General features: G+C 48.5%; 13 protein-coding genes. 11 read left to right on the top strand and 2 right to left on the bottom strand.

What is annotated here, in order from left to right:
* Window positions 1–2: 2 nt before the first annotated feature.
* From TCA2_RS19010 to TCA2_RS18980, 7 genes are all read left to right on the top strand, one after another.
* Window positions 3–917 (top strand): carbohydrate ABC transporter permease, encoded by a 915-nt coding sequence (locus TCA2_RS19010; protein ID WP_047913205.1) that lies wholly within the window; start codon window positions 3–5, stop codon window positions 915–917.
* Window positions 918–937: 20 nt separating this feature from the next.
* On the top strand, window positions 938–3103 hold the full coding sequence (locus tag TCA2_RS19005; RefSeq protein ID WP_047913204.1) for a YIP1 family protein: 2166 nt from the start codon (window positions 938–940) through the stop codon (window positions 3101–3103).
* On the top strand, window positions 3100–5346 hold the full coding sequence (locus TCA2_RS19000; protein ID WP_047913203.1) for a DUF5696 domain-containing protein: 2247 nt from the start codon (window positions 3100–3102) through the stop codon (window positions 5344–5346). The genes TCA2_RS19005 and TCA2_RS19000 overlap by 4 nt, the downstream gene beginning before the upstream one ends.
* Complete coding sequence (locus tag TCA2_RS18995; protein ID WP_047913202.1) at window positions 5347–6216, top strand: carbohydrate ABC transporter permease; 870 nt, start codon at window positions 5347–5349, stop codon at window positions 6214–6216.
* 12 nt (window positions 6217–6228) lie between these two features.
* Window positions 6229–7188 (top strand): carbohydrate ABC transporter permease, encoded by a 960-nt coding sequence (locus TCA2_RS18990; protein WP_047913201.1) that lies wholly within the window; start codon window positions 6229–6231, stop codon window positions 7186–7188.
* Window positions 7189–7236: 48 nt separating this feature from the next.
* Entirely contained in the window at window positions 7237–9747 is a 2511-nt protein-coding gene (locus TCA2_RS18985) for a glycosylhydrolase-like jelly roll fold domain-containing protein (RefSeq protein ID WP_238546455.1), read from the top strand.
* Between the two features lie 206 nt (window positions 9748–9953).
* A complete protein-coding gene (locus tag TCA2_RS18980) occupies window positions 9954–12308 on the top strand; it encodes an AraC family transcriptional regulator (RefSeq protein WP_047913200.1) in 2355 nt (784 codons plus the stop codon).
* Window positions 12309–12322: 14 nt separating this feature from the next.
* Here the strand turns inward: TCA2_RS18980 and TCA2_RS18975 are convergent, their stop codons facing one another.
* Window positions 12323–13165 (bottom strand): helix-turn-helix domain-containing protein, encoded by an 843-nt coding sequence (locus TCA2_RS18975; RefSeq protein ID WP_047913199.1) that lies wholly within the window; start codon window positions 13163–13165, stop codon window positions 12323–12325.
* 294 nt (window positions 13166–13459) lie between these two features.
* On the opposite strand from TCA2_RS18975, the gene TCA2_RS18970 reads away from it, so the two are divergent.
* From TCA2_RS18970 to TCA2_RS18960, 3 genes are read left to right on the top strand one after another with little or no spacing between them, the layout of a single operon-like run.
* A complete protein-coding gene (locus tag TCA2_RS18970) occupies window positions 13460–15892 on the top strand; it encodes a glycoside hydrolase N-terminal domain-containing protein (RefSeq protein WP_238546457.1) in 2433 nt (810 codons plus the stop codon).
* 3 nt (window positions 15893–15895) lie between these two features.
* On the top strand, window positions 15896–18136 hold the full coding sequence (locus TCA2_RS18965; RefSeq protein WP_152557806.1) for an Ig-like domain-containing protein: 2241 nt from the start codon (window positions 15896–15898) through the stop codon (window positions 18134–18136).
* Between the two features lie 43 nt (window positions 18137–18179).
* Complete coding sequence (locus TCA2_RS18960; RefSeq protein ID WP_047913198.1) at window positions 18180–19538, top strand: ABC transporter substrate-binding protein; 1359 nt, start codon at window positions 18180–18182, stop codon at window positions 19536–19538.
* Window positions 19539–19847: 309 nt separating this feature from the next.
* Here the strand turns inward: TCA2_RS18960 and TCA2_RS18955 are convergent, their stop codons facing one another.
* Window positions 19848–21158, bottom strand: a complete 1311-nt coding sequence (locus TCA2_RS18955) for a Gfo/Idh/MocA family oxidoreductase (RefSeq protein ID WP_047913197.1) — start codon at window positions 21156–21158, stop codon at window positions 19848–19850.
* Between the two features lie 257 nt (window positions 21159–21415).
* On the opposite strand from TCA2_RS18955, the gene sigK reads away from it, so the two are divergent.
* Entirely contained in the window at window positions 21416–22117 is a 702-nt protein-coding gene (gene sigK, locus TCA2_RS18950; RefSeq protein ID WP_047913196.1) for an RNA polymerase sporulation sigma factor SigK, read from the top strand.
* The last annotated feature ends 172 nt before the right edge of the window (window positions 22118–22289 follow it).

Genomic DNA, 22289 nt, shown 5'->3' with positions numbered 1-22289 from the left:
ATATGGACCATGCCGCAAAGGATGGATCGAAGAAGTCAGCTAAACGGCCTGCCATGAACCGCAAATCCTGGCTTCGGCGTATGGACAGGACGCAGCTGATCTTGACGCTTCTGCTCGGTATATTCGCTGTGTTGATGCTGGTACCGATCATTTACATCATAAACCATGCGCTGAAGCCGTACTCGGAGCTGTTTATTTTCCCTCCGAATATTTTTGTCCGGCAGCCGACCTTGAGTAACTTTACCGAGCTGTTCGTGATGACCCGGGATGCCGTTATTCCTGCTTCTCGATATTTGTTTAACAGCATCGTTGTGGGTGTCATCGGAACAGGCAGCGTCGTTATTGTAAGCGCTCTCTGCGCTTATCCGCTCTCGAAGCACAAATTTCCGGGCCACAAGCTGTTGTTCTCGATTATCGTTGTGTCCCTGATGTTTGTGCAGGAGGCCATTAATATTCCCAGATATGTGGTTGTCGCAAATCTCGGTATTATGAACACGTATTGGGCACACATCCTGCCTCATATTGCGAGCACTGTAGGTGTATTTCTGATGAAGCAGTTTATGGATCAGGTTCCGAATGAGCTGATTGAAGCAGGTAAAATGGACGGTGCCAGAGAGTTCACCATCTTCGCGAGAATTATTATTCCGATTACGCTACCAGCCTGTGCCACCGTCGCCATCCTCTCCTTCCAGTCCATCTGGAGCGATGTATCTACATCAACACTATTTATGCAGGACGATGCGATGAAGACATTTCCGTTCTTTCTGTCGACGCTTACCCAGAACCTTGCCAACTCGGTTGCCAGACAGACGGCAGCGGCAGCAGCTGCACTCATCATGTTCTTGCCTACACTGATTATGTTTCTATTCTTCCAGCGCAAGGTGATTGCCACGATGTCGCACTCCGGCATCAAGTAGCGAAGGAAAGGAGGATCGGTATGAAGTTTAACTGTGGATTACGTGTATGGCTGTCTGTCCTTACTGTGGCACTGATTCTGGCTGCGGTGCAGGTTCCATATACAGCATGGGCCGATGTAACCTACGGCACGTTTACAAAAGACAGCTATGGACATCAGATGGATACCCAGCCGGCATACACCCCTTTCAGAATGATAGGCAAGGATCTCGCGGCACCCGATCCAGACCATCCGGGACAATACGTGGCTTCACCGATGCAGAAGCCTTCGGATGTTTATATCAGTGCGTCTGATGAAATTTATGTGGCAGATACGGGTAACAATCGGATTGTGAAATTTGATAAAGACGGAAATTTTCAAAGGTATTATGAGCTGGCAGAGGATCCGCTGAATGCGCCTCAAGGTGTATTTGTAGATGATCAGGGGGATCTTCTCATCGCGGATACGGGAAATAAGCGCGTGGTTCGATTGTCATCTTCAGGCCAGCTGCTGAAAGAATACAAGCGTCCTGAGTCCGGCAATGTACCGGAGGAGCTGAAATTTGATCCTATCAAGGTGGCAGCAGACAAGCGAGGATACATGTATATTGTCACGATGGGCGGATATTACGGGCTGGTGCAGCTTAACCCGGATGGGGAATTTCAAAGATTTTATGGAGCCAATTCAGCCCCCTTTTCTTTCATAGATTCCTTAAAAAGAGCTCTTTACACACGGGAAATGTATGAAAATGAAACGAGCAAAATTCCTCCAGCTGTGAACAATCTTGCAATCGATGACGGAGGATTCATCTATACCGTAACGAACGGTGCTGCGGTTGAAGCCGAGCAGATTAAGAAGCTGAATTTTCAGGGTGAGAATATTCTTGCTCAGTACAATAAATTCGGGACAGCGAAGCAGAGCTTCGGGGAGTATAACTGGTATGACATACGTTATGTTGACGGAATTACGACCCCTCCCCAGCTTGTCGATGTCGCAGTCGATCCGGAGGGGAATTTTACAGTCGTTGATTCCTATTACACCTATTTGAGCCAGTATGATGCGAACGGGAATCTGCTCTTTTACTTCGGCGGACCTTCATCCGCTGCTTCATCCCAGCTTGGTTTAATTAAGACACCTGTGGCGATTGATATGAATTCCAAAGGTGAAATATATGTGCTCGACAGTCAGGAAAGCATGCTGCAAGCCTATCGTCTGTCGGAGTTCGGGGCAATGGTGCATGAAGCAAACCGCTTAACCCAGGAGGGCAGATATCTGGATAGTGAAGAGCCCTGGAAGGAAGTCCTGCGTTTGAATGAACAATATTTGCCGGCCATTCTAGGTCTGGCTCAGGTCGCATACAAGAAGGGGGACTACGAGGAGGCCGCGAGGCTGTTCAAAGCTGCGGGGAACGACACAGGGTATTCAGAGTCCTTCTGGCAGATACGGCTGCAGTGGTTCCAGGCCCGATTCTCCTTCTTTGCTACCCTGCTCGTCGTTGCAGCGGTTCTCATATTCTTTGTCAATCGACTGGCTAGAGGAAGAACACCACGGATGATCGAAGGCTTCTCAGACCGAATGGATAACAGGTATGTGTTGTTCTCACAAATAAAACAGGCTTTTGTCATTCTAAGACATCCCATCGACGGGTTTACGGCTTTGAGGTTTGAGAATAAAGGCGGGTATGTAAGTGCGTGTATTCTGCTGGTACTGACGGGCGGTGCGCTCCTATTGTCTGAACAGATGACGAGCTTTGCGTTTAATCCGGTTCCGCCCTCTTCGATTACAGTAACTTCGGTACTGCTCCCGTTCCTGGGGCTGTGGTGCGGCTGGGTAGTAAGTAATTATCTGATCAGCTCCATTTACAGGGGAGAAGGGCGCTTCAAGGATGTGTTTGTCGGCAGTGCCTATGCACTAACTCCATTTATTCTCATTGGTGTACCGCTGGCTGCCTTATCCAATGTCATGACACACGCAGAAGGTGCAATTTACGATTATCTTCGGCTCGGAATGTACATCTGGCTCGTATTTCTGTTCATTTGGATGGTACAGTCCTTACACAATTACACCGTAGGGGAAACCTTACTGAATATAATAATGAGCCTATTTGCGCTCATCGTACTCGCAGTCTTGATCTTTCTTGTCATTGGTCTTACGAACGAGCTGCTCATATTTATCCACGAAGTCTATCAGGAGGTGCTGTTAAGATGAGGCTAGCCAAATACAGAAAAGCCGTGCTCTTCATTCTTCTCGCCTTCGTTATCATCTTGGGAGCCAGCAGGCTCGAAGTGAAATTCAGAGGAGATCGCATGGTCCCGGCAGCTCAGCAAGGGGCGTCTGGAGGAGCGGAGCAGCAAGAGGCTTCACTCCCGGTAGAGGCTGACTTTAGAGCAGCAGCCGAAACCGAGTCACTGATTCTGAAGCTGGATGAGACGACAGGACACTTCATCGTTCTGGATAAACGCAGCGGCAGCATTTGGAGATCTTATCCGGATCCGCAAGACTTTGAGAATGAGACGATCGGTGGGATCTGGAAGACACATCTGGTCTCGCCTCTTATGTTCCAGTACACCGATTTCACCGTGTATAATACGCAGCCTCGCGAGAGTAATTTCAGGACCTTAGGCGGCACGATCGAAGATATCAAGGAGATCGACGGTGGCATTCAGTGGACTTATGATATGCCCGCGCTGGAATTGAGCGTGCCTGTGCAAATTCGGATACAGGATGATTACGTGGAGACCAAGATTGTGGATCAAGGCTTGAAGGAAGGCAAGTATAGCTTAATCTGGCTGAGGCTGTTCCCATTCATGGCTGCTGAGCACTCCACCGATCGGGAAGGTTATCTGTTCGTTCCGGATGGATCGGGCACCCTGATCGCTTATGATGATCACAGACTGAATACCAATCTCGGCTATCAGGAAAGTGTGTACGGCAAAGATCCTTCCTTTATGAGCCGGCTTGGCTTCAGTTCCCGATATCCAGCCCAGATGCCCGTATTCGGGATTCATTCGGAAGGCAAGGGACTGCTTGCAGTAATTGAAGATGGAGCCGAGTACAGCGATATTTTTGCCGCACCTTCCGGCATGCTGAGCAGCTACAACTGGATTACGGCGCAGCAGACCTATCGAGCCACGTTTGAGCAGATTACGAACCGGAGTAAAGGAACGAGCTTTACGACCTACAACAAGGATGAGCGTTTCGGCACGGATCGGACTGTACGCTATTATTTCTTGAACAATGGCAGGTCTGACTATGTAGGTATGGCAGAGCGATACCGAAAGTACTTGATGGAAGAGAAAGGGCTTCAGAAACAGAGTGAATCCTCATCCGCTGATATCCCGCTTCATCTTACAATTCTTGGCGGCGATTCGGAAGATGGGATGCTCGGCAGCCGATATATCCAGGCGACGACGACAGAACAGGCTGCACATATTCTGTCTGATCTCCGGAAGCGGGGAATGGGTCCGATGTCCGTCACTTATTTGGGCTGGCAGAAAGGCGGTTATGCACAGTATGGCGGATATTTGGGCGTCGAACAGGCACTGGGCGGAGAGCAGGGGATGAAGGATTTTATCCAGCACGCCCACTCGCTGGATATCCCGGTCATGCTGGGAGTCAATTATGAGTTCAATAATACCGGCAACGGAGGATTTCGTGAGCAGTATCATGCGGTTAGAAATATGGCAGGGACGATGCAGGAAGCCCGAATCCGCGGTGATGAGGTCTATTTGGCCAGCAGCCTTTTTATTCAGAAGGTTCTTCATAAGGAGCTGAGCTCCTATGCTGAGCTTGAGGCAGATGGGCTGTCTCTTCTCGTCACAGGCAGTCGACTAGACAGTGACTACAACACGAGGATGGGAGCCTCCCGTACGGAAGCCATTTCTATACAGCAGCAGCTCCTTCAGCAAGTGAAGGACACACTGGGGAACGTATGGATTGAAAGTCCGAATTTCTATATGCTGAGCGGTGCCGATCACGTCAATGCTCTCCCGGATGATTACTCCTATGATCTGTTCTCCCAAGAGGCCGTTCCTTTTGCACAAATTGCGCTGCATGGACTGATTACCTACACATCTGGATATGAGAATGACAGGCAGCAATATAAGCATGATTTTTTGCGGGATATTGAATACGGTGCGCTTCCTTCATTTCTATTCACAGCAGTGCCGGCCGAAAGATTAAGTGAAGCTCACGGTCTCCAGCTCAAGAGCTCCCATTATGCAAGCTGGGCGGATTCCGCCGCTTCGGAGTATAGGAGGTATAATGACGCGCTCTCAGGTGTTCAGCACCAGTTTATTGTCCAGCATCGCGAGCTGGCTGAAGGTGTAAAGGCAACCACCTATGAAGATGGAACGATGATCATCGTCAATTATACGGAATCGGCATTTGTATATAACGGTGAGAAGGTTGCCGGGCAGGATTTCAAGGTATTGAAGGGGGATGGAGTGTAGATGAAACGCAAGAAGCGGCGTCTTAGTGCACGAGCGCATCGAAAGCTGTGGGGCTCCATCTTCATATCCAACTGGGTCTTCGGTTTCTTGATCTTTATGGCATTTCCGCTTGTGTATTCGCTGTACATGAGTTTTCATCACTTGGAAATTCTAGCGAGCGGGCTCAAGGTGGAGTACAGAGGACTTGCACATTACAAGACGATATTGTTCGAGAACGGCAGATATTTGTACGAGGGGCTGATTCCATTTTTGCGGGAAGCACTGCTCATGATTCCGGTTATTGTCATCTTCGCCCTGCTGATTGCGATCATGCTTAATCAGAAATTTGCGGGGCGCACCGCGTTTCGCGTAATCTTCTTTCTTCCTGTCATCTTTACGACCGGGCAGGTCATTGAAGAATTCATGGCACAGGGCGAGGGAGATATTGAATTCTTATCCAGATACAATATTTCTTCCTTCGTGACGGAGCTGCTCCCGGGCAGCTGGGCTGCACCGATCATTTCGGTGCTGGGATCCTTTGTACTTGTGCTGTGGTATTCCGGCGTTCAAATCTTGATCTTTCTTGCGGGGAGACAAACGATCTCGCACTCGATCTATGAGGCAGCCCGGATGGATGGAGCAACCCCTTGGGAGACGTTCTGGAAAATAACGCTGCCAGAGATGGTCCCGTTCATCCTGCTAAATACCATTTACACGGTGGTCGATTTATTTACTTTTCCGACGAATCCTGTGATCGACATGGTCAATACGGCAGATTATGGTCTGTCGAGTGCTCTTGCCTGGATTTATTTCTGCATCATTCTCGTTTTTTTGGGTATCATTTTCTTTCTCTTCTCGAGAATTTCACGCAGGACCCATGCTTACCGCTAAAGGAGGTTTACCATGGCTAAACCGGTTTTTGCCAAGAACCGAACGAAGAGCCTGCCGCTGATTACCCGCCGCTTCGTGAAGACCAAGCTTATTGGACTTGAGGCGGACAAAGGACTTATTTTCAAGTGCTTCCTGTATGTCATCCTCATTGATACGGCTTATATCTATCTGAATCCGATTATCTATATGATCACGAGCATGATTAAGGATGCTGTGGATTTAGTGGATCCAGCCGTGACCTGGGTGCCTCGGGTGCTTTATTTCGGGATGCTTCAGGATGCATGGGAGATGCTGCAGTATCCCAAAGCACTCACCATCAGTTTATCGCTCTCTACGGGCATTGCCGTATTCCAGACCATCTCCTGCGCAATTGCAGGTTATGCGTTTGCCAGGCTAGATATCCCTTTGAAGAACTTTTGGTTCTTCTGTTTGCTGCTCACCTTCATTGTACCGCCGCAGCTGACTGTACTGCCGAAGCTAATTGCAGCTTCACAGCTGGGGCTGCTTGAGTCTTATGTTCCGCTCGTGCTGCCGGCGTTATTTGGGCAAGGAGTCAAGGGGGCGCTGTTCGTCATTATTTATAGGCAGTTCTTCGCCAAACAGCCGAAGGAGCTGGAAGAGGCGGCGATGATGGATGGAGCCAATCCTTTAAAAGTGTTCTTCCGAGTGATGCTGCCGCTGGCAAGGCCTGCCATTGTCGTCGTTTTTCTGTTCTCCTTTGTTTGGAACTGGAATGATTTTTACACACCGAGCATTTTCCTGCACGGTATGGAGGATCAGCCTCTATCTGTCGGTGTAGCGAGCATAACGAATGAGATTAACATGCGAGCCGAGGAGATCGGGCCGTCCATCTATGATGAGCCGATGAAGATGGCCGCTTCGTTCCTGATGATTATGCCTCCGCTCATTCTGTATATTTTTGCACAAAGATGGTTTGTAGAAGGAGTTGACCGCACAGGTCTCGTAGAGTAAGAAGAATGAGGCTCACCATTTCAATTGGGGAAGGGGATACGATATACCGTGATTAAGAATCTGGAGAGTATAAAGGGATTGCAAACGATCCAAGGCTTAAGATCGCAATTTCTGCAACCCGATGGAGTATTCACCCCCATGCCTTTCTGGTTCTGGAACGGAAGGCTGGAGCGGGAGGAGCTGCTCCGGCAGCTCCGAGATTTTCGTGATAAAGGAGTCGAAGGCTTTGTTCTTCACCCGCGTATCGGTATACCAGATACCCTTGGTTATTTATCCGATGAATTCATGACGCTCGTCGAAGCTGTGGTAGATGAAGCAGCGAGTATGAATATGCGTGTCATCCTGTATGATGAAGGAATGTATCCATCAGGCAGTGCCAATGGTGAGATTGTACGTCGTAATCCGGAATTCGCAAGCCGCGGGCTTATTATGATAGAACAGCCAATGAAGAATACACCCGAATGGAGCATCCCGCTGGAGGAAGGCGACCGTATTGTATCGGTGCAGGCGATTCGCCGGACAGGGAATGATCTGGAAGGAATTGAAGCCAGTAAGACACAGATCATTGAAATGGCAGAGGATTTTGGCAGCACCGTGAGCTATACTCCGCCCGATGCAGGGGAATGGTCATATGTCGCTTTTATCGACCGATTAAGCTTAGGGACGATTCGCGGTATCCATTACGGGCAGGACGATGGAGAGCCGGGGGCACCCCGTGCAGCCGATCTGCTGAATCCGGAAGCTGTGCGAATGTTCATTGAGCTTACGCATGAACGGTATTACGGGCGGATCGGCCGCCATTTTGGCAGCAGCATCATTGCCATGTTCACGGATGAACCGGATTTGCTCGGGAGAAAGCATCGTAAAGGCATGCTGCCCTGGACGGCAGGATTCCTGGAGGAGTTCATCCGCAGCGGGAATCGGGAGGAGGAGCTTATTCTCCTATGGCTTGAGAGCGGTGACTATACAGCTGACATTCGGAGACGCTACCGCAAGGCGGTAAGACACAGAATGGAGCAGAGCTTCTATAAGCCGCTTCATGATTGGTGTGAGGCGCATGGCATTGCGCTGACGGGGCACCCTGCGGCGAGTGATGATATGGGGCTGTTACGCTATTTTCACATTCCCGGTCAAGATATCGTTTGGCGCTGGCTTGCTCCAGAAGGAGATCTCGGTATAACCGGCAAGCACAGCACGATGGGGAAATGCTCGGCCGATTCGGCACGGCACCGGAACAAATTAAGGAATTTAAACGAGTGCTTTGGTGTATGCGGCAAGGGTAACAGCTGGGCTCTAACAGCAGATGATATGAAATGGTATTTGGACTGGCTCTTTGTCCGGGGCGTGAATCTGATATGTCCACATGCTTTCTATTACTCGATCGAAGGAGAGCGGCTTCATGAGCGAGCTCCCGATGCAGGGCCGAACAACATCTGGTGGCCGGAGTATAGCCGTTTCTCGCAGTATATCAAACGGATGAGCTGGGTTATGACGGGGAGCATCAATCAGCCGGAGCTGTGCGTTCTGTGCCGTGCGGATCACTTGTCCTGGGAGCTGGCTAGACCGCTGTATGAAGGTCAAATAGAGTTCAATTATTTGGAGGAGGAGCTGCTACAGGAAGAAGCTGTTCTTAAGGACGGAATGATGAGCATAGCAAATCAGCGCTACCGTATTGTTCTGCTGGAGGATGTAGAGCAGTTTGAACCGAACACAAGGGAGAAGCTTAAGGAATTTGTCCGGCATGGAGGAATCGTTGTGGAGCACAATCGAGGAACTGCACTGCCTGCCAGCGATGCCGAACCGGGCTGGGAGGTTCTTCACCCCCTTGAATCCGTTGCAGATCGAGTGGAGCAATTGCTCTCCCACCGAGCTGAGTTCAAGCCCGTAAGCCCTGGCCTAAGAATCAGTCATGTCATAAAGGACCATATTCATCTGTATGTGCTTGTGAACGAAGGCGAAACAGCAATCCAAGGTTCTGTATTCATTAACGGTGAAGGTAAACCTGAGTTGTGGGATGCCTGGAGCGGTACCATCACTCCTGTGCAGGCTGAAGCGAGAGATGGCGGAATGGATATCGCCCTAACCATAGATCGCAGACAATGCCTGGTACTCGCGCTGGACCCAGATGCCTCATCAATTATTGACCCTGTTAGCACCAAGCAAGAGACTGTTGCTCAGGACTTGAGTGAGGGCTGGCAAGTCGATGGAGCAGAAGGAGCAAACTCGCTGACCTCATGGACAGAATGGGAAGGAAGAGAGCATTTCTCAGGTACGGTGACGTATACTAGAGAGCTTGAATGGAAGCCATCGGCTTCCTATACAGATGTCATTCTGGATCTAGGGGAAGTCCACGAAATGGCAAAGGTGTTCCTGAACGGGCAGCTTATAGATACGAAGCTGTGGTCTCCGTACCGCTGTTCATTATCCGATTATTTGTTGACAGGCAAAAATGTGCTGCAGGTCGAGGTAACAAATACACTGGCAAATCGTTATGATCAGGTATCATTACCTTCTGGAATGCTCGGTCCAATAACGTTGACTATCTGTTTGGAAGTTTAGAATCCATATCGAAAATATCCTTGCTGGAAAATGAGGGGTTACATATCGGCCTTGACCTTATGGGTTAAGGTTTTTTATCTTCTTGTGCTGAAAAGTATGCTTCCAGGCAGGGCTTCATTGGGCATATGAAATAGGTTGCCTTTTACTGCATATCTATGTAAATTAATAATGTATTCGCTTTAATTTCCAAATTAAGGGGGAGGGGAATGATAAAATATCCGAGCTCCAAAGGAAAGTATTATCGTAAAACGCTGCTTGTCATTCTGTTCGCTGCAAGTATTCCCGGTCTCCTCGCGAGTCTCGGTATTTACGGGTTTGCGGTAGGGGCTATCAAGAACGACATGACAGAGCTGCACCGCAAGCAAATGGAGGAGCGGGCAGCCAGCATGGATGATCTGCTGGGATATTTGGAGCAGAGCGTAGCTAATTGGACCTTGGAATCAAGCTTTGGCGAAGATCTCAAGAAGGTGGATTTTTCTCTTCCCGCAAACAGTAATGAGCTGCGGAATATAAGTCAGGTGCTTCATATCATCCACGGATCACATCCTTTAATTTCGCAAGTTCAATTATATATTCAGCAAGAGAATGAGCCCTATTTGTTTAATCCACAGCTTACATACCTGCATGAGCCTAAACTGCAGCAAGAATATGAGAACTTATTAGCCCGCCCTGAGCGATTTGTGTGGAGCACACAGCCTACCATATTTCGGGGGGCATCTCAGGAGGGGCCTGCCAAGAAGGAGCCGGTCATTATGCTGTCGCACAAAATAAGTGGGACAGACGGTGCATCATTTGGCGTGCTCATGGTGTCACTTGTACCAGAGAAGCTGCTTGATCAACTGATGGCACTGACTCCATACAATGAGGGCAGCGTATTTCTGCTGGATGAGAATATGAAGCCGATGGTGTCCAGCAATGAGGGAGTTGAGGCAGAGGTATTCGAACGCAGTCTGCGAGAGGATATTTTAAAGACAGGACAGCCGAGTGGGAGCAGTATAAAGGAGTGGAGAGGCGTCACCTATTCAGTGTCCTATAATACGTTTGATCGTCTAGGGGAGCAGTGGACCTATGTTGCTGCAGCGCCAATGTCAGTGATTACATCTTCAGTGGAGCTCATTTCCACCATTATTTTTACAATCAGCCTGCTGATGCTGCTCACAGCTCTGTTTCTCTCCTGGATTGCTTCACGCCATATATACTCTCCTGTCGAACAATTTGTCACACTGCTCAGAGGTAATAAGCAGCTTGAGCACCATGCTTATGATATGGATGAATTCAAGCTGTTTGAGCAGGAATGGCAGGAAATTTCGCTCGAGAGCAAAGCACTTCAGCTTCGACTGGAGGAGGAGCTGCCCAGAATCAAGGAGAGCTTCTTGCTTCAGCTCGTACAAGGGCATTTGCAAGCCTATTCCGAGAAGGATATTCGGGAGCGGATGAAGCATTACGGATGGATTGTGTCTGACCGCAAATTCACATTCATTATCGTGCAGCTGACCGGTCAGTCAGGCATCCATTCTCGATTTGATATCGGTGACGAAGGGCTGGCTGCCTTTGCTGCAGCAAACATTATCGAAGATACTGCTAGGAATCAATTATCTCAGTATAGCATTCTAAGCTTTCATAACCTGATGATCGGTGTACTCGTTATTCAGCCTGTGGAGGAGGTTCAGCAAAATGACCTTCAAACCTTTGCCGAAGCGCTGACAGCTGCAGTGAGTGGAACTCTTAGACTTGCAGTTACTGTGACGATCAGTCAACCGACAACGCTTGTGCGATCACTTCCGAATCTATTCATTGAGGTGAATCAGGCCGCTTCTTTACGGCTGTTCAGAGATGAGAATCAGATTATTGACATGAACCAGGAATATGTTCATTGGGATGAACATACCGAATCAGGGAAGAGCACCAATTATCCATTTGCACTGGACCGTGAAATGACCGAGGCGATGCGTATGGGTGAGCAAGAGAAGATGGAGCTCTTGGTTGATGAGTTTCTGGGAGAAGTATCGGCAGGACATGAGAAGGAATATTGGGTACAGCAATGTGTTCTTCAGCTCTATGGCAGCATGCAGTACATCATCCTGCAGACAGGAATCCAGCCTCACCAATTGTTCAAAGGAAAGAACATGTATGAGCAGCTGTCCATGATTCGGGAGCCCCGCATGCTCTCGCAGTTGTTGAAGGAGTCCGTCATTCATCCGTATATGGAGCACCTCAAGAAACGAACCAATATTCAGATGAAACGCATGGTCGAAGAGACGATCCGATATGTTCATCTGCATTATATGCATGATTTATCACTGGACAGCTGTGCCCATAACGTGGGAACCACGCCCTACACCCTAAGCCGTTTGTTTAAGCAGGTCACTGGCGTCAATTTTGTTGATTATTTAACCGATTATCGCGTTGTCCAGGCTAAAGAGCTGCTGCGAACAACAGATTTAAAAATTAATGAAATCGCAGAGGGTGTCGGCTATAAACACAGCTACTTCAATCGCATCTTCAAGAAATATGAAGGGATGACACCAAGTGAATACCGGGATGAGTGGAGAGCAGGCTGAGCCCGCTGAACCCGCTAGAACTCACGAAACGGCCGATCGCCTTCAAATAATTTCTTGAATTCCTTGGGTGCCATTCGAGTGACTTGTTTGAATTTACGATTGAAATGCGACACACTCGCGAAGCCGACCTGCTCTGATATATATATAATTTTGTGATTGGACTCGCGCAGCAGCTTCTCGGCTTCACGAATGCGGAGTGTATTGATGTATTCCTTGAATGTGAATCCCGTTGTTCGCTTAAACAGCCGGCTCAAATAAAATGTGCTGATGTGAAATTGCCCTGCAAGCTGCTCAAGTCCCAGCTCCTCACGAAAATGCTTGTTGCAATACGCTATAATTTCGGCCATCCTTGCGTTCATGGAATCCTCCGGAACAGCGGGCTGGTCTGTTTGTGTTTTTCGAGTGGAGAAGAGCAGGAACTGAACGAGTAGAGATTCTAAATACAGTTCTTGACCGAAGGAGTCCTGCTGATTAAATTCGTGATGCATTTGAAACATCAGCCGTTCAATATAGCTCTGGTCCCTGATACTGAATTGGACCTTGCGGTTATCCCGGTCGAACGGGGACAGCAGAATTTCCAGCTGATCATTAGAGAAGCGGCGTAAGAACCGGCTGCTGAAATAGAGCACCAGTCGTTCATGATCTGGTGACTGATGATCAGAATCAACGGTTTTATGAATTTCATTTTTGCCTATGAATAGAAGACTTCCTTTATCAATTGAATAACGTTTGTTCTCAATGTAATAGTAGCGATGCCCCGACAGAAGATAATACACTTCGTAATAGTCATGATAATGATATTTTGGCATCATATAGCTTCCTTTGCGCTTGGCCGGATAAATAGCGAAATCCTTCACGTATCTCACCTCCAGATGTAAGCATTTTGAAGATGGTTATAGTATAGCGCTCCTTGTTCGAGATAGATAGAAATAAATCCATAAAATAAGAGCAAAAAAGATCAAGGTGATGAAACTTAAGGCAAGAAAAGGTTAGAACGGTACCTCGAGCCATGGTAAAACTGAGATAAGATCAAGAACGAATTGAAAGAACAGTGAACTGATGGATGAAGCTCCACACACGAATGGTCTGAATCGCAAAATGTAAACGCATTCTTCAATGCGAACTACCTTAGGAAGGAGACCTTGTACGTGATGACGGCAGAGATGAAGAACGGTAATAGAAGCAGTAAAAGCATGCTGGTCACGAGATATCCTTCTTCGTGGTGGAAGAGCAAATGGAGGGAAGCCCTGCCTTCCGGAAACGGGGTCATCGGGGCATCCGTGTATGGAGGTGTGCAGGATGAAACGATCCTGATCAACCACCTCGGTCTATGGCACGGCGGACAGATCGGCCTTCTTCCCGACGTCAGTCATACGCTTAAGGATACACGAGGACTGATGGATGAGGGACGGTTCCAAGAGGCCAGCTGGGTTCTTACCCGCGCGCTTAAGGAAAAAGGGTATAACAGTACACTGTCTGCTCCTCTTCCGCTTGCGGATCTAAGACTTTCCATGACAGGTCAGGAGGCATTTCGGCATTATCGGCGCAGCTTGAATATGGAGACGGGAGAAGTAGCCGTATCCTGGCTGGATGGGGAGGTGGCATATGATAGGAGCTTGTTTGTGTCGCGTGCGGATCACATGATCGTATACAGGCTCAAATCTAGTGTTTCCAGTATAGATGCGTCCCTTACGTTCGACATCCATCCAAGTGATAATCCCTCTAGGGCTGAGCAGCTGCAAGCTTTGAAAGAGACGACAGATTTGGCAGCGCAAGGGGAGTTTCTATCTTTTGCCGCGAGGCATGAGAATGGAACGGATTACGGTGCAGTTCTGAGGGTACAGACAGACAGCGGCGGAGAAGTAAGGCAAGAGGGAGGACGGCTGTGGGTCACGAATGCTCATGAGGTCCTTATTTTCGTGAAGGTATTTACAGAGGAAGCAAGGAGCAAGGCGTGGTCTCGTCTGAGAAAAGAATTGGCAGAAGTGAGTTCCTCTTACACAGAACTGCTCGAAGCGCACGTATTGCTTCACAAAGCCCTGTTTTCTTCCGCTTCCGTTGAGCTGATCAGCTCAGAAGAGTCTGAGAATTACGAGAACAGATCTACGGAAGAATTGCTTCTAACCGCTTATGACGGTAAGGCCTCTGTCTCTCTGCTTGAGAAATTGTGGGCTTACGGGAGGTATCTCTATATTTCTTCTACTGAAGAGAATGGTATGCCGATGCCTTTATATGGGTTATGGGGCGGAGATTACAGACTGATGTGGTGTCATTACATGGCTAATGAGAATGTGCAGATGATGAATTGGCACGCACCTGTTGGAGGTCTATCCTCTCTGATGAAGCCGTTGTTTCGTCATTATGATTCTCTGCTCGGGATCTTTAAGGAGAATGCCCGTAAGCTATACGGTGCCAGAGGTATCTTCATTCCGGCAGGAACGACGCCGGGGATCGGAAGTCCGACCCAGATCGTTCCGGTCATCTTGAATTGGACCGGTGCAGCCGGGTGGCTGTCGAGGCATTATTATGAATATTACCTGTACACAGGAGATGAGCAGTTCCTGAGAGACGAGGCGCTGCCCTTCATGACGGAGGCTGCCTTATTCTATGAGGACTTTCTAACAGAAGACGAGGAAGGGCTGCTCCATATATATCCTTCGGTCTCACCTGAGAATACGCCGGGCAATTACATGCCTGATGCGGGAGAGTCACTGGATCATCCGATGCCGACGGCAATCAATGCTACCATGGACATTGCTATCATTAAAGAGCTGTTCACGAATCTTATCGAAGGCAGCCGAAGAACGGGAGGCAGTGAGGAAGATATTGTTCGCTGGGAGCAGATTCTGAAGCGTCTTCCTGTCTACAAACTGAATGAGGATGGAGCCCTGAAGGAATGGATTCATTCCGAATTTCATGACAGATACAATCACCGGCATCTGTCCCATATCTATCCTGTATTTCCGGGTCAGGAATTTGCGCGCGAGGAAAGTCCGGAACTGTTTCAAGGATTGGAGCAGGCTGTTCATATGCGTGTTCTTGGAGCACAGACCGGCTGGTCGCTGGCACATATGTCTGCGATCTATGCCAGGCTGGGAGACGGTGAGAAGGCGATAGACTCACTGGATATCTTGACCCGCTCTTGTCTCCTTACGAATCTCTTTACGGTTCATAATGACTGGAGAGATATGGGAGTCAGTATGAATAAAGCTCAGGCGCCGATTCAGCTCGATGCGAGCCTCGGGATTACGAATGCTATTCAAGAGATGCTGCTGTATGTATCCCCACGGATGGTGAAGCTGCTGCCGGCACTTTCTGACCGGCTGGAAGCTGGCTCTGTTCGAGGATTTCGATGTTGTACCGGAAGCATTTCAATGACTTGGAACAAAAGGACAAGGAGCTTTGCAGCAGAGCTTAAGGCAGAGCGGGCCACGGATATTACGATTGTTCTTCCAGACATCGCATCTAAATATCGACTAACCGGTGTAGACCTCAATATCCATGCCTCAACGATCTATTCCCACACTTATGACATTCAGATGGAGCCAGGCCAAGTGCTGTATATTGCAAATGAGGAGGGCTAATGGATGATTAGTCTATGGAAACGCCAAGTTTCAATGACATTGCTGACGGCTATGCTGGCAGTTATCGCAGTCCCCTATCAAGCATACGCACAGGATGAACCTCCGTCTGCTGTTCAAATAGCGGCAGACAGCGAAGCTCTCCCGGCTTTTCCGGGAGCTGAAGGAGGAGGCATGTACACTACCGGAGGACGAGGCGGCGATGTCGTGTATGTGACGAATCTGAATGACAGCGGTCCCGGTTCGTTAAGAGAAGCGGTCAGCCAGGGGAACCGGACGGTTGTATTCAAAGTGTCAGGAAATATAACGCTTGACTCTCCGCTTCGTATCCGAGGCGACAACATCACTATAGCAGGGCAGACCGCACCCGGTGACGGCATCAGTGTCAACAACCATTCGACTTATATCGAGGCAGATCATGTGATCATACGTTATATGCGCTTTAGAATGGGGGATCACACCGAATCAACCGGCGACGGCATGTCGGCCAGAAGGTATAGCAATATCATGATTGATCACTGCTCTGTCACATGGGGTGTTGACGAAGTGCTGTCTCCTTACGAGAACCAGAACACCACCGTGCAGTGGTCCATTATAGGTGAAGCTCTTCATATGTCCAGTCATTCGAAGGGAAGACATGGCTTCGGTGGTTTGTGGGGAGCGGGCAATGCAAGCTATCATCATAACATTTTGCTCCATAACTCAAGCCGTAACCCTAGAGTAAAAGGAACGCTGGAAGACAATCAAAATTTCGATTTCAGCAACAACATCGTGAAAAACTGGAATTACCTGAGCGGTTATGGCGGAGATCAAGCAGATATTAACATAGTGAACAACTACTACAAGTATGGACCGGATACGTTATTGGACAAACGGAGCATCATCCTCAGTCAGACCGGGGCGAATGGCAAGCTTCATGTATCAGGCAATGTGATTGACGGAGATCCGGCAGCGACTGAAGACAACTGGATTGCCGTGAATCCGGATACGGGCAAGGAGCTGGTATATGAACCTCTTCAAGTTACACCGGTTACTCTGCAATCTGCAGCAGAGGCTTATGAGCTGGTGCTGAATCAGGCCGGGGCAATTCTGCCGAAACGGGATTCTATCGATGCCAGACTTGTTAATGATGTGCGTAACCGGACAGGAAGACAAATCAACCATCCAGAGGAAGTGGGTGGATGGACTGAGCTTGCCAGCAAGGCGGCACCTGATGATACAGATCTGGACGGAATGCCGGATACGTGGGAGCTTGAGCAGGGCCTCAATCCGAATGATGCTGCGGACCGGAATGGCGACATCAATGATGATGGATATACCAATCTGGAGAACTATTTGAACAACATAGTGGGAAGCGGTTCCATCAATCCGGAGGTTGAGATCGTTTCACCGGAGATGAATGCCTTGAAGGGCCAGCCAGGGAAGATCATGATTAACGCCGAGGCATCTGATCCAGATGGAAGTATCGCCAAAGTCGAGTTTTATGCAAGCGGTGTTAAGCTTGGAGAAGATACATCCGCTCCTTATCAATGGAAATGGGATGACCTGCCGGAAGGCAGCTACTATATTACAGCTCGAGCGGTAGATAACAGCGGTACAAAGACGGACTCTGCTGCAGTCGTCGTCCATATTAATGCTAACGGTGAGCTTGGGGCTTGGAGCTCTGCCGATATCGGTGAGCCGGGCATAGCCGGTCATGCTGACTTGAGAAATGGTGTATTTACAGTGAAAGGAGGAGGGAATATTGATCCGCTCTTCGCCGGTAACAGCGGGAAGACGAATGAAGATCAGTCCTTTCAATACGTATATCAGCAGCTCGAAGGCGATGCAGAGTTCATTGCAAGACTGGATCAGTTGTCTGAGACGGCTCCTCATAATCGTTCAGGACTAATGATCCGCAGCAGCCTAAGTCCGGCAGCCAAAGAAGCGATGATCGGATTTTCGGTTAGAGGCGACCAGTATTGCTCCGTGTTCTACAGCAGACAAGACGAAGGGGGACAGATGGTACAGACCCCACCGATTCCATCGCTGAGCACTCCTTACTGGTTCAAGCTGGTTAAGGAAGGGAATACCATCACCGGCTATCACTCCGCTGACGGTGTAGCCTGGACGGAAGTGTCGTCTGTCACGATGGCAGGGCTGGATACCTTTTATATTGGTATGGTCGTTGACGCGGGAGATGAGAATAATCCGGTAGAGAATTATAATACTTCTCTGTTTTCCGAAGTGCAGCTGTTACAGCAGTAAGATTTAGGTTTCTCTTGATTCTAACATTTGAAGGGGGATCATTATGAACAGTCGCAAATTTTACTCCGTGATGTTGACGCTATGCTTAAGCTTGGTATGGATACTTAGTGCTTGCAGCTCGGGTGGAACCGGAAGTGCAGGCAATACAGGCGGAGGGGAAGAGCCTGGAGGAGCGGCGGCAACTCCTGTTGTGGATAACAAAGATGGAAAAGATACATTGTATGTGTATTCCAACAGCGGAGACTCTGTAGAGAGCTGGAACGAGCGCTTTGGAGATCTGCTGAAGGAGAAGTTTCCGGATTATACGATCGAATACATTCCGAAGACCAATGAGGTTGGTCTGAAGGAATTGATTACAGCGGGTCAGCGTATTGATATTTACTGGGAATCCATCGGCGGATTCTCGACATATCTAACGGACTTCGATCTTCAGTACGATATGACGGAGCTGATTGAACAGCATGAGATCGATATGAACCAATTTGAACCCACCATTGTCGATGCGATTAAGCAGATCTCCGGAGATCAAATATGGGGCGTACCTGTCTTTAACAACACGATGGTGCTGTACTACAACAAGGACTTGTTCGATAAATTTGGAGTCGATTATCCGGTTGACGGAATGACATGGGACGAAGCAGCGGAGCTGTCCAAGAAGCTGACACGTACCGAAGGGGATAAGTCCTATGTCGGCTTATCTTCCTCAGAGACCCATCTTCTTCTGATGAATCATTTATCCATCCCTTATGTCGACCCGGAAACGAAAAAGTCTACACTCGATCAGGATGAGCGTTGGAAAAACTTCTATGAGACCGTATTCGTTAAACCAGCGGATGTGCCCGGCTACCGCGAGTATATGCAGGCCCATGAGAACAAGCTGCCTTATCGTAAGGAATTCCTTGAAGCTCAGGAGCTTGCGATGTTCGGCTGGCTGTCTTCGATCACATCAGTATTTCCTGACGAGTTCTCAAAAATGAACTGGGATATGGTCGCGATGCCGACTTTTGCGGATGCACCTGGAATTGGTACACAGGCCTACCCTACCTACTTCAGTTTAACGAAGATGACGGAGAATAAAGATGCGGCAATGGAAGTCATTAAATATCTCGTCTCGGAAGAAGTACAGACGAAGCTCTCCAGAAACGGAATAATGCCGGTTCTGAATAATGACAGCATTATCGAGCAGTATGGAGCGGACAGCGTATACCAAGGCAAGAACTACGGTGCGGCGTTCTTCAATGAATTTGCGGAAATTCCTTATAAATCGGATCACGATCGCACGATTAATACACCATATGCCAAGGCAGCACCGAGAGTGGTGCTCGAAGGCGACTTCAATACGATCTTCAGAGAATACGCGGAGGAATCTAACCAGAAGATGACAGATGCCGGGGCAGAGTAGTTTATAAAGACTATGTATACCCTTGATTGAAGCAGCTAAAGGTATTATGAAATTGATTCAAAACGCCGCATCCGATAAGGATGCGGCTTCTTTATTGGTGGGTATGCATAACACGTGCTAGGCTTCTTCAATCTTGGGATGAAGACGTTCCTCCTAGCAGCATGAAATATCTAAAATTGGAGTGAACTAACTAGTGAATACGCTCTATCCTCTTACTTTTGTATAACTAAAGCAAGTGCTGCTATGTTATGGACGCTATGCAAAGGAATAGAAGCAGACGCATCGACACCTAATAGGGAACGCTTTCAATTAAGCTCTGGAAGGGAACTTTAATAAGTTCTCAATCTGAACAGCCTGCCCGGTTCTCATCGAAACGTTGCCCGCTATACCAGTGAGAATGGACATGGCTCCGTCCAGATGGGATGCGGAACGGTGGAATGGATCCTCCGGTGGTGTGCCGAACAAGTCTTCCAGCAGAATGGGGTCCGCTCCGCCATGACCACCGGCTTTATTTTCCAGCTGAACCTCATAAGCATCCTCCCACATCGGCTGAACGAGAATCTGTCTGAGCCTTGTTGCTCCTTCATCGGTCTGTTTGCCGCCGGAATTAACATATGATTTTTCACCAATCCGCATCTGAATGCGTCCTTTGGTTCCATTGAAGGATACCATATGGCCTTCCCATGGGGCATAAGCATGAAGGGAGTAATTGAGCATAGCGTTATTTTTGTATCTGACAAGCACGTTCATCGTGTCTTCAATCGAAATACCCTCCCCAAATACACTTTGATCCCGTTGGTAGCCGTCCTCGTGCTCAGCGTCCAGGTACAGTCCTTTTAATGAAGGAGATTTCTCAAGGTCCAGCGCAAAAGGATCCTCCTTGGCTGCCGGATTGCCGTATGCACGCTGATAGAAGGAGTTTACGCCTCTCTTTTCGGCATTTTCCTTTCCATAGAACAATAGATCTCCCATGGCAAAGACCGTCTTCGGTTCGGAGTTCAACCAGAAGTTAACCAGATCGAAGTGGTGGGTTGACTTGTGCACGAGCAGCCCGCCGCTGTTGCGTTTATCCCGGTGCCAGCGCCGGAAATAGTCCGCTCCGTGTCTCGTATCCAGCAGCCACTCAAAATTGACGTGCAGCACATCGCCGATGACCCCATCCCGGATCAATTCCCTTAACTTGGTTGCATGCGGGGAATAGCGGTAGTTAAAGGTCACGCGTACCTTCTGTCCGGTCCGTTCAACGGTGTCGATGATCTGCTGGCATTTATCCTCGTCCACGGTCATCGGCTTCTCGGTAATGACGTCACAGCCGAGCTCCATTGCCCGAATAATATAATGATGATGAGTACGGTCAATGGTCGTTACGATGACCACATCCGGTTTCTCCGTGCGAATCATTTCATCAAAATCAGCGGCTTTGTAGGTAGGAATGGGGCGATAATGCGGGAACTTCTCAGCGAGCCGGTTGTTCGCATAATTCATGCGGGTCTGATTGGAATCGCAAAAGGCAACCAGCTCAGCGCTGTCCTGATAACTGCCCACGATGGCTTCATAGAAGAAGGATGCCCGTCCTCCTGTACCCACGTGTGCATAACGTTTTTTAACTGCCAATATCATCAGCCTCCTCTATAAACTACTGTCAGAATAGTACAAAAAAAGGTAAGCAGCTTTCTACACAGTTGTTGCTAAATTGACCTGTTCTTGATCAAATTTGTCCGACGATGATAAGAAGTTAATACCGGTTGCCAAACGAAAAAGCGATGTTTAAAAACATGGATGCGGTTCGTTCGTACAGGCACGAATGGGTGCATGCCTACATACATTAGTTAGACGACAAAGAATGTAGACTCTGAAGAATGTAGGAGGTGTCACCCGTGCCTGGTATTTTTACGGCCATTGCCCTATTTATTAAGGAATTGACACTGCTTGTCTCTTATGTGAAGAACAATGCATTTCCTCAGCCGTTATCAGAGGCAGACGAAGCCAAACATTTGAAGCTGATGGCAGAAGGCGATGCAAGATCGCGTAATCTTCTGATCGAACATAATCTGAGGCTGGTTGCCCATATTGTGAAGAAGTTCGATAACACCGGCGAGGATTTGGAGGATCTTATCTCCATCGGGACGATCGGGCTGATTAAAGCAATCGAAAGCTTTCAGCAGGGAAAAGGGACAAAGCTCGCAACATTTGCGGCCCGTTGTATAGAAAATGAAATACTGATGCATTTGAGGTCATTAAAAAAGACTCGTAAGGACGTATCACTCCACGATCCGATCGGAATGGATAAGGAGGGTAACGAAATTACGCTTATCGATATCCTCGGCACGGAAGCCGATGAGGTCATGGATAAGGTCCAGCTCAAGATTGAGAAGAGTAAAATCTATCAGAACCTCGACATTCTCGATGAACGGGAGAAGGAAGTTGTGGTCGGGCGTTTCGGGCTGGAAGCGGGCGGAGAAGAACGCACACAGCGTGAGATTGCGAAGGAGCTCGGCATCAGCCGGAGTTATGTATCCCGGATTGAGAAGCGGGCTTTGATGAAGCTGTATCATGAGTTTTACAAGGCGAAACAGTGAATGAACTTATCCATTAAGGCTACTCATAGGAGTAGTCTTTTTTATAGATCTAGACCTAACTGATACAATTGTCTCCAAATGTATCTAAATATACAGTTGTTAGCGATTGAAAACACTCAACAGGGAAAAGGGACAATCGCTCCTTGCGGCCCGTTGTATAGAAAATGAGATT

This window comes from Paenibacillus sp. TCA20 (assembly GCF_000732325.1).
Taxonomy (GTDB): domain Bacteria; phylum Bacillota; class Bacilli; order Paenibacillales; family Paenibacillaceae; genus Paenibacillus; species Paenibacillus urinalis.
Note: the sequence above shows the minus strand (reverse complement) of the source record. Positions and strands in the feature narration are given on the sequence as shown.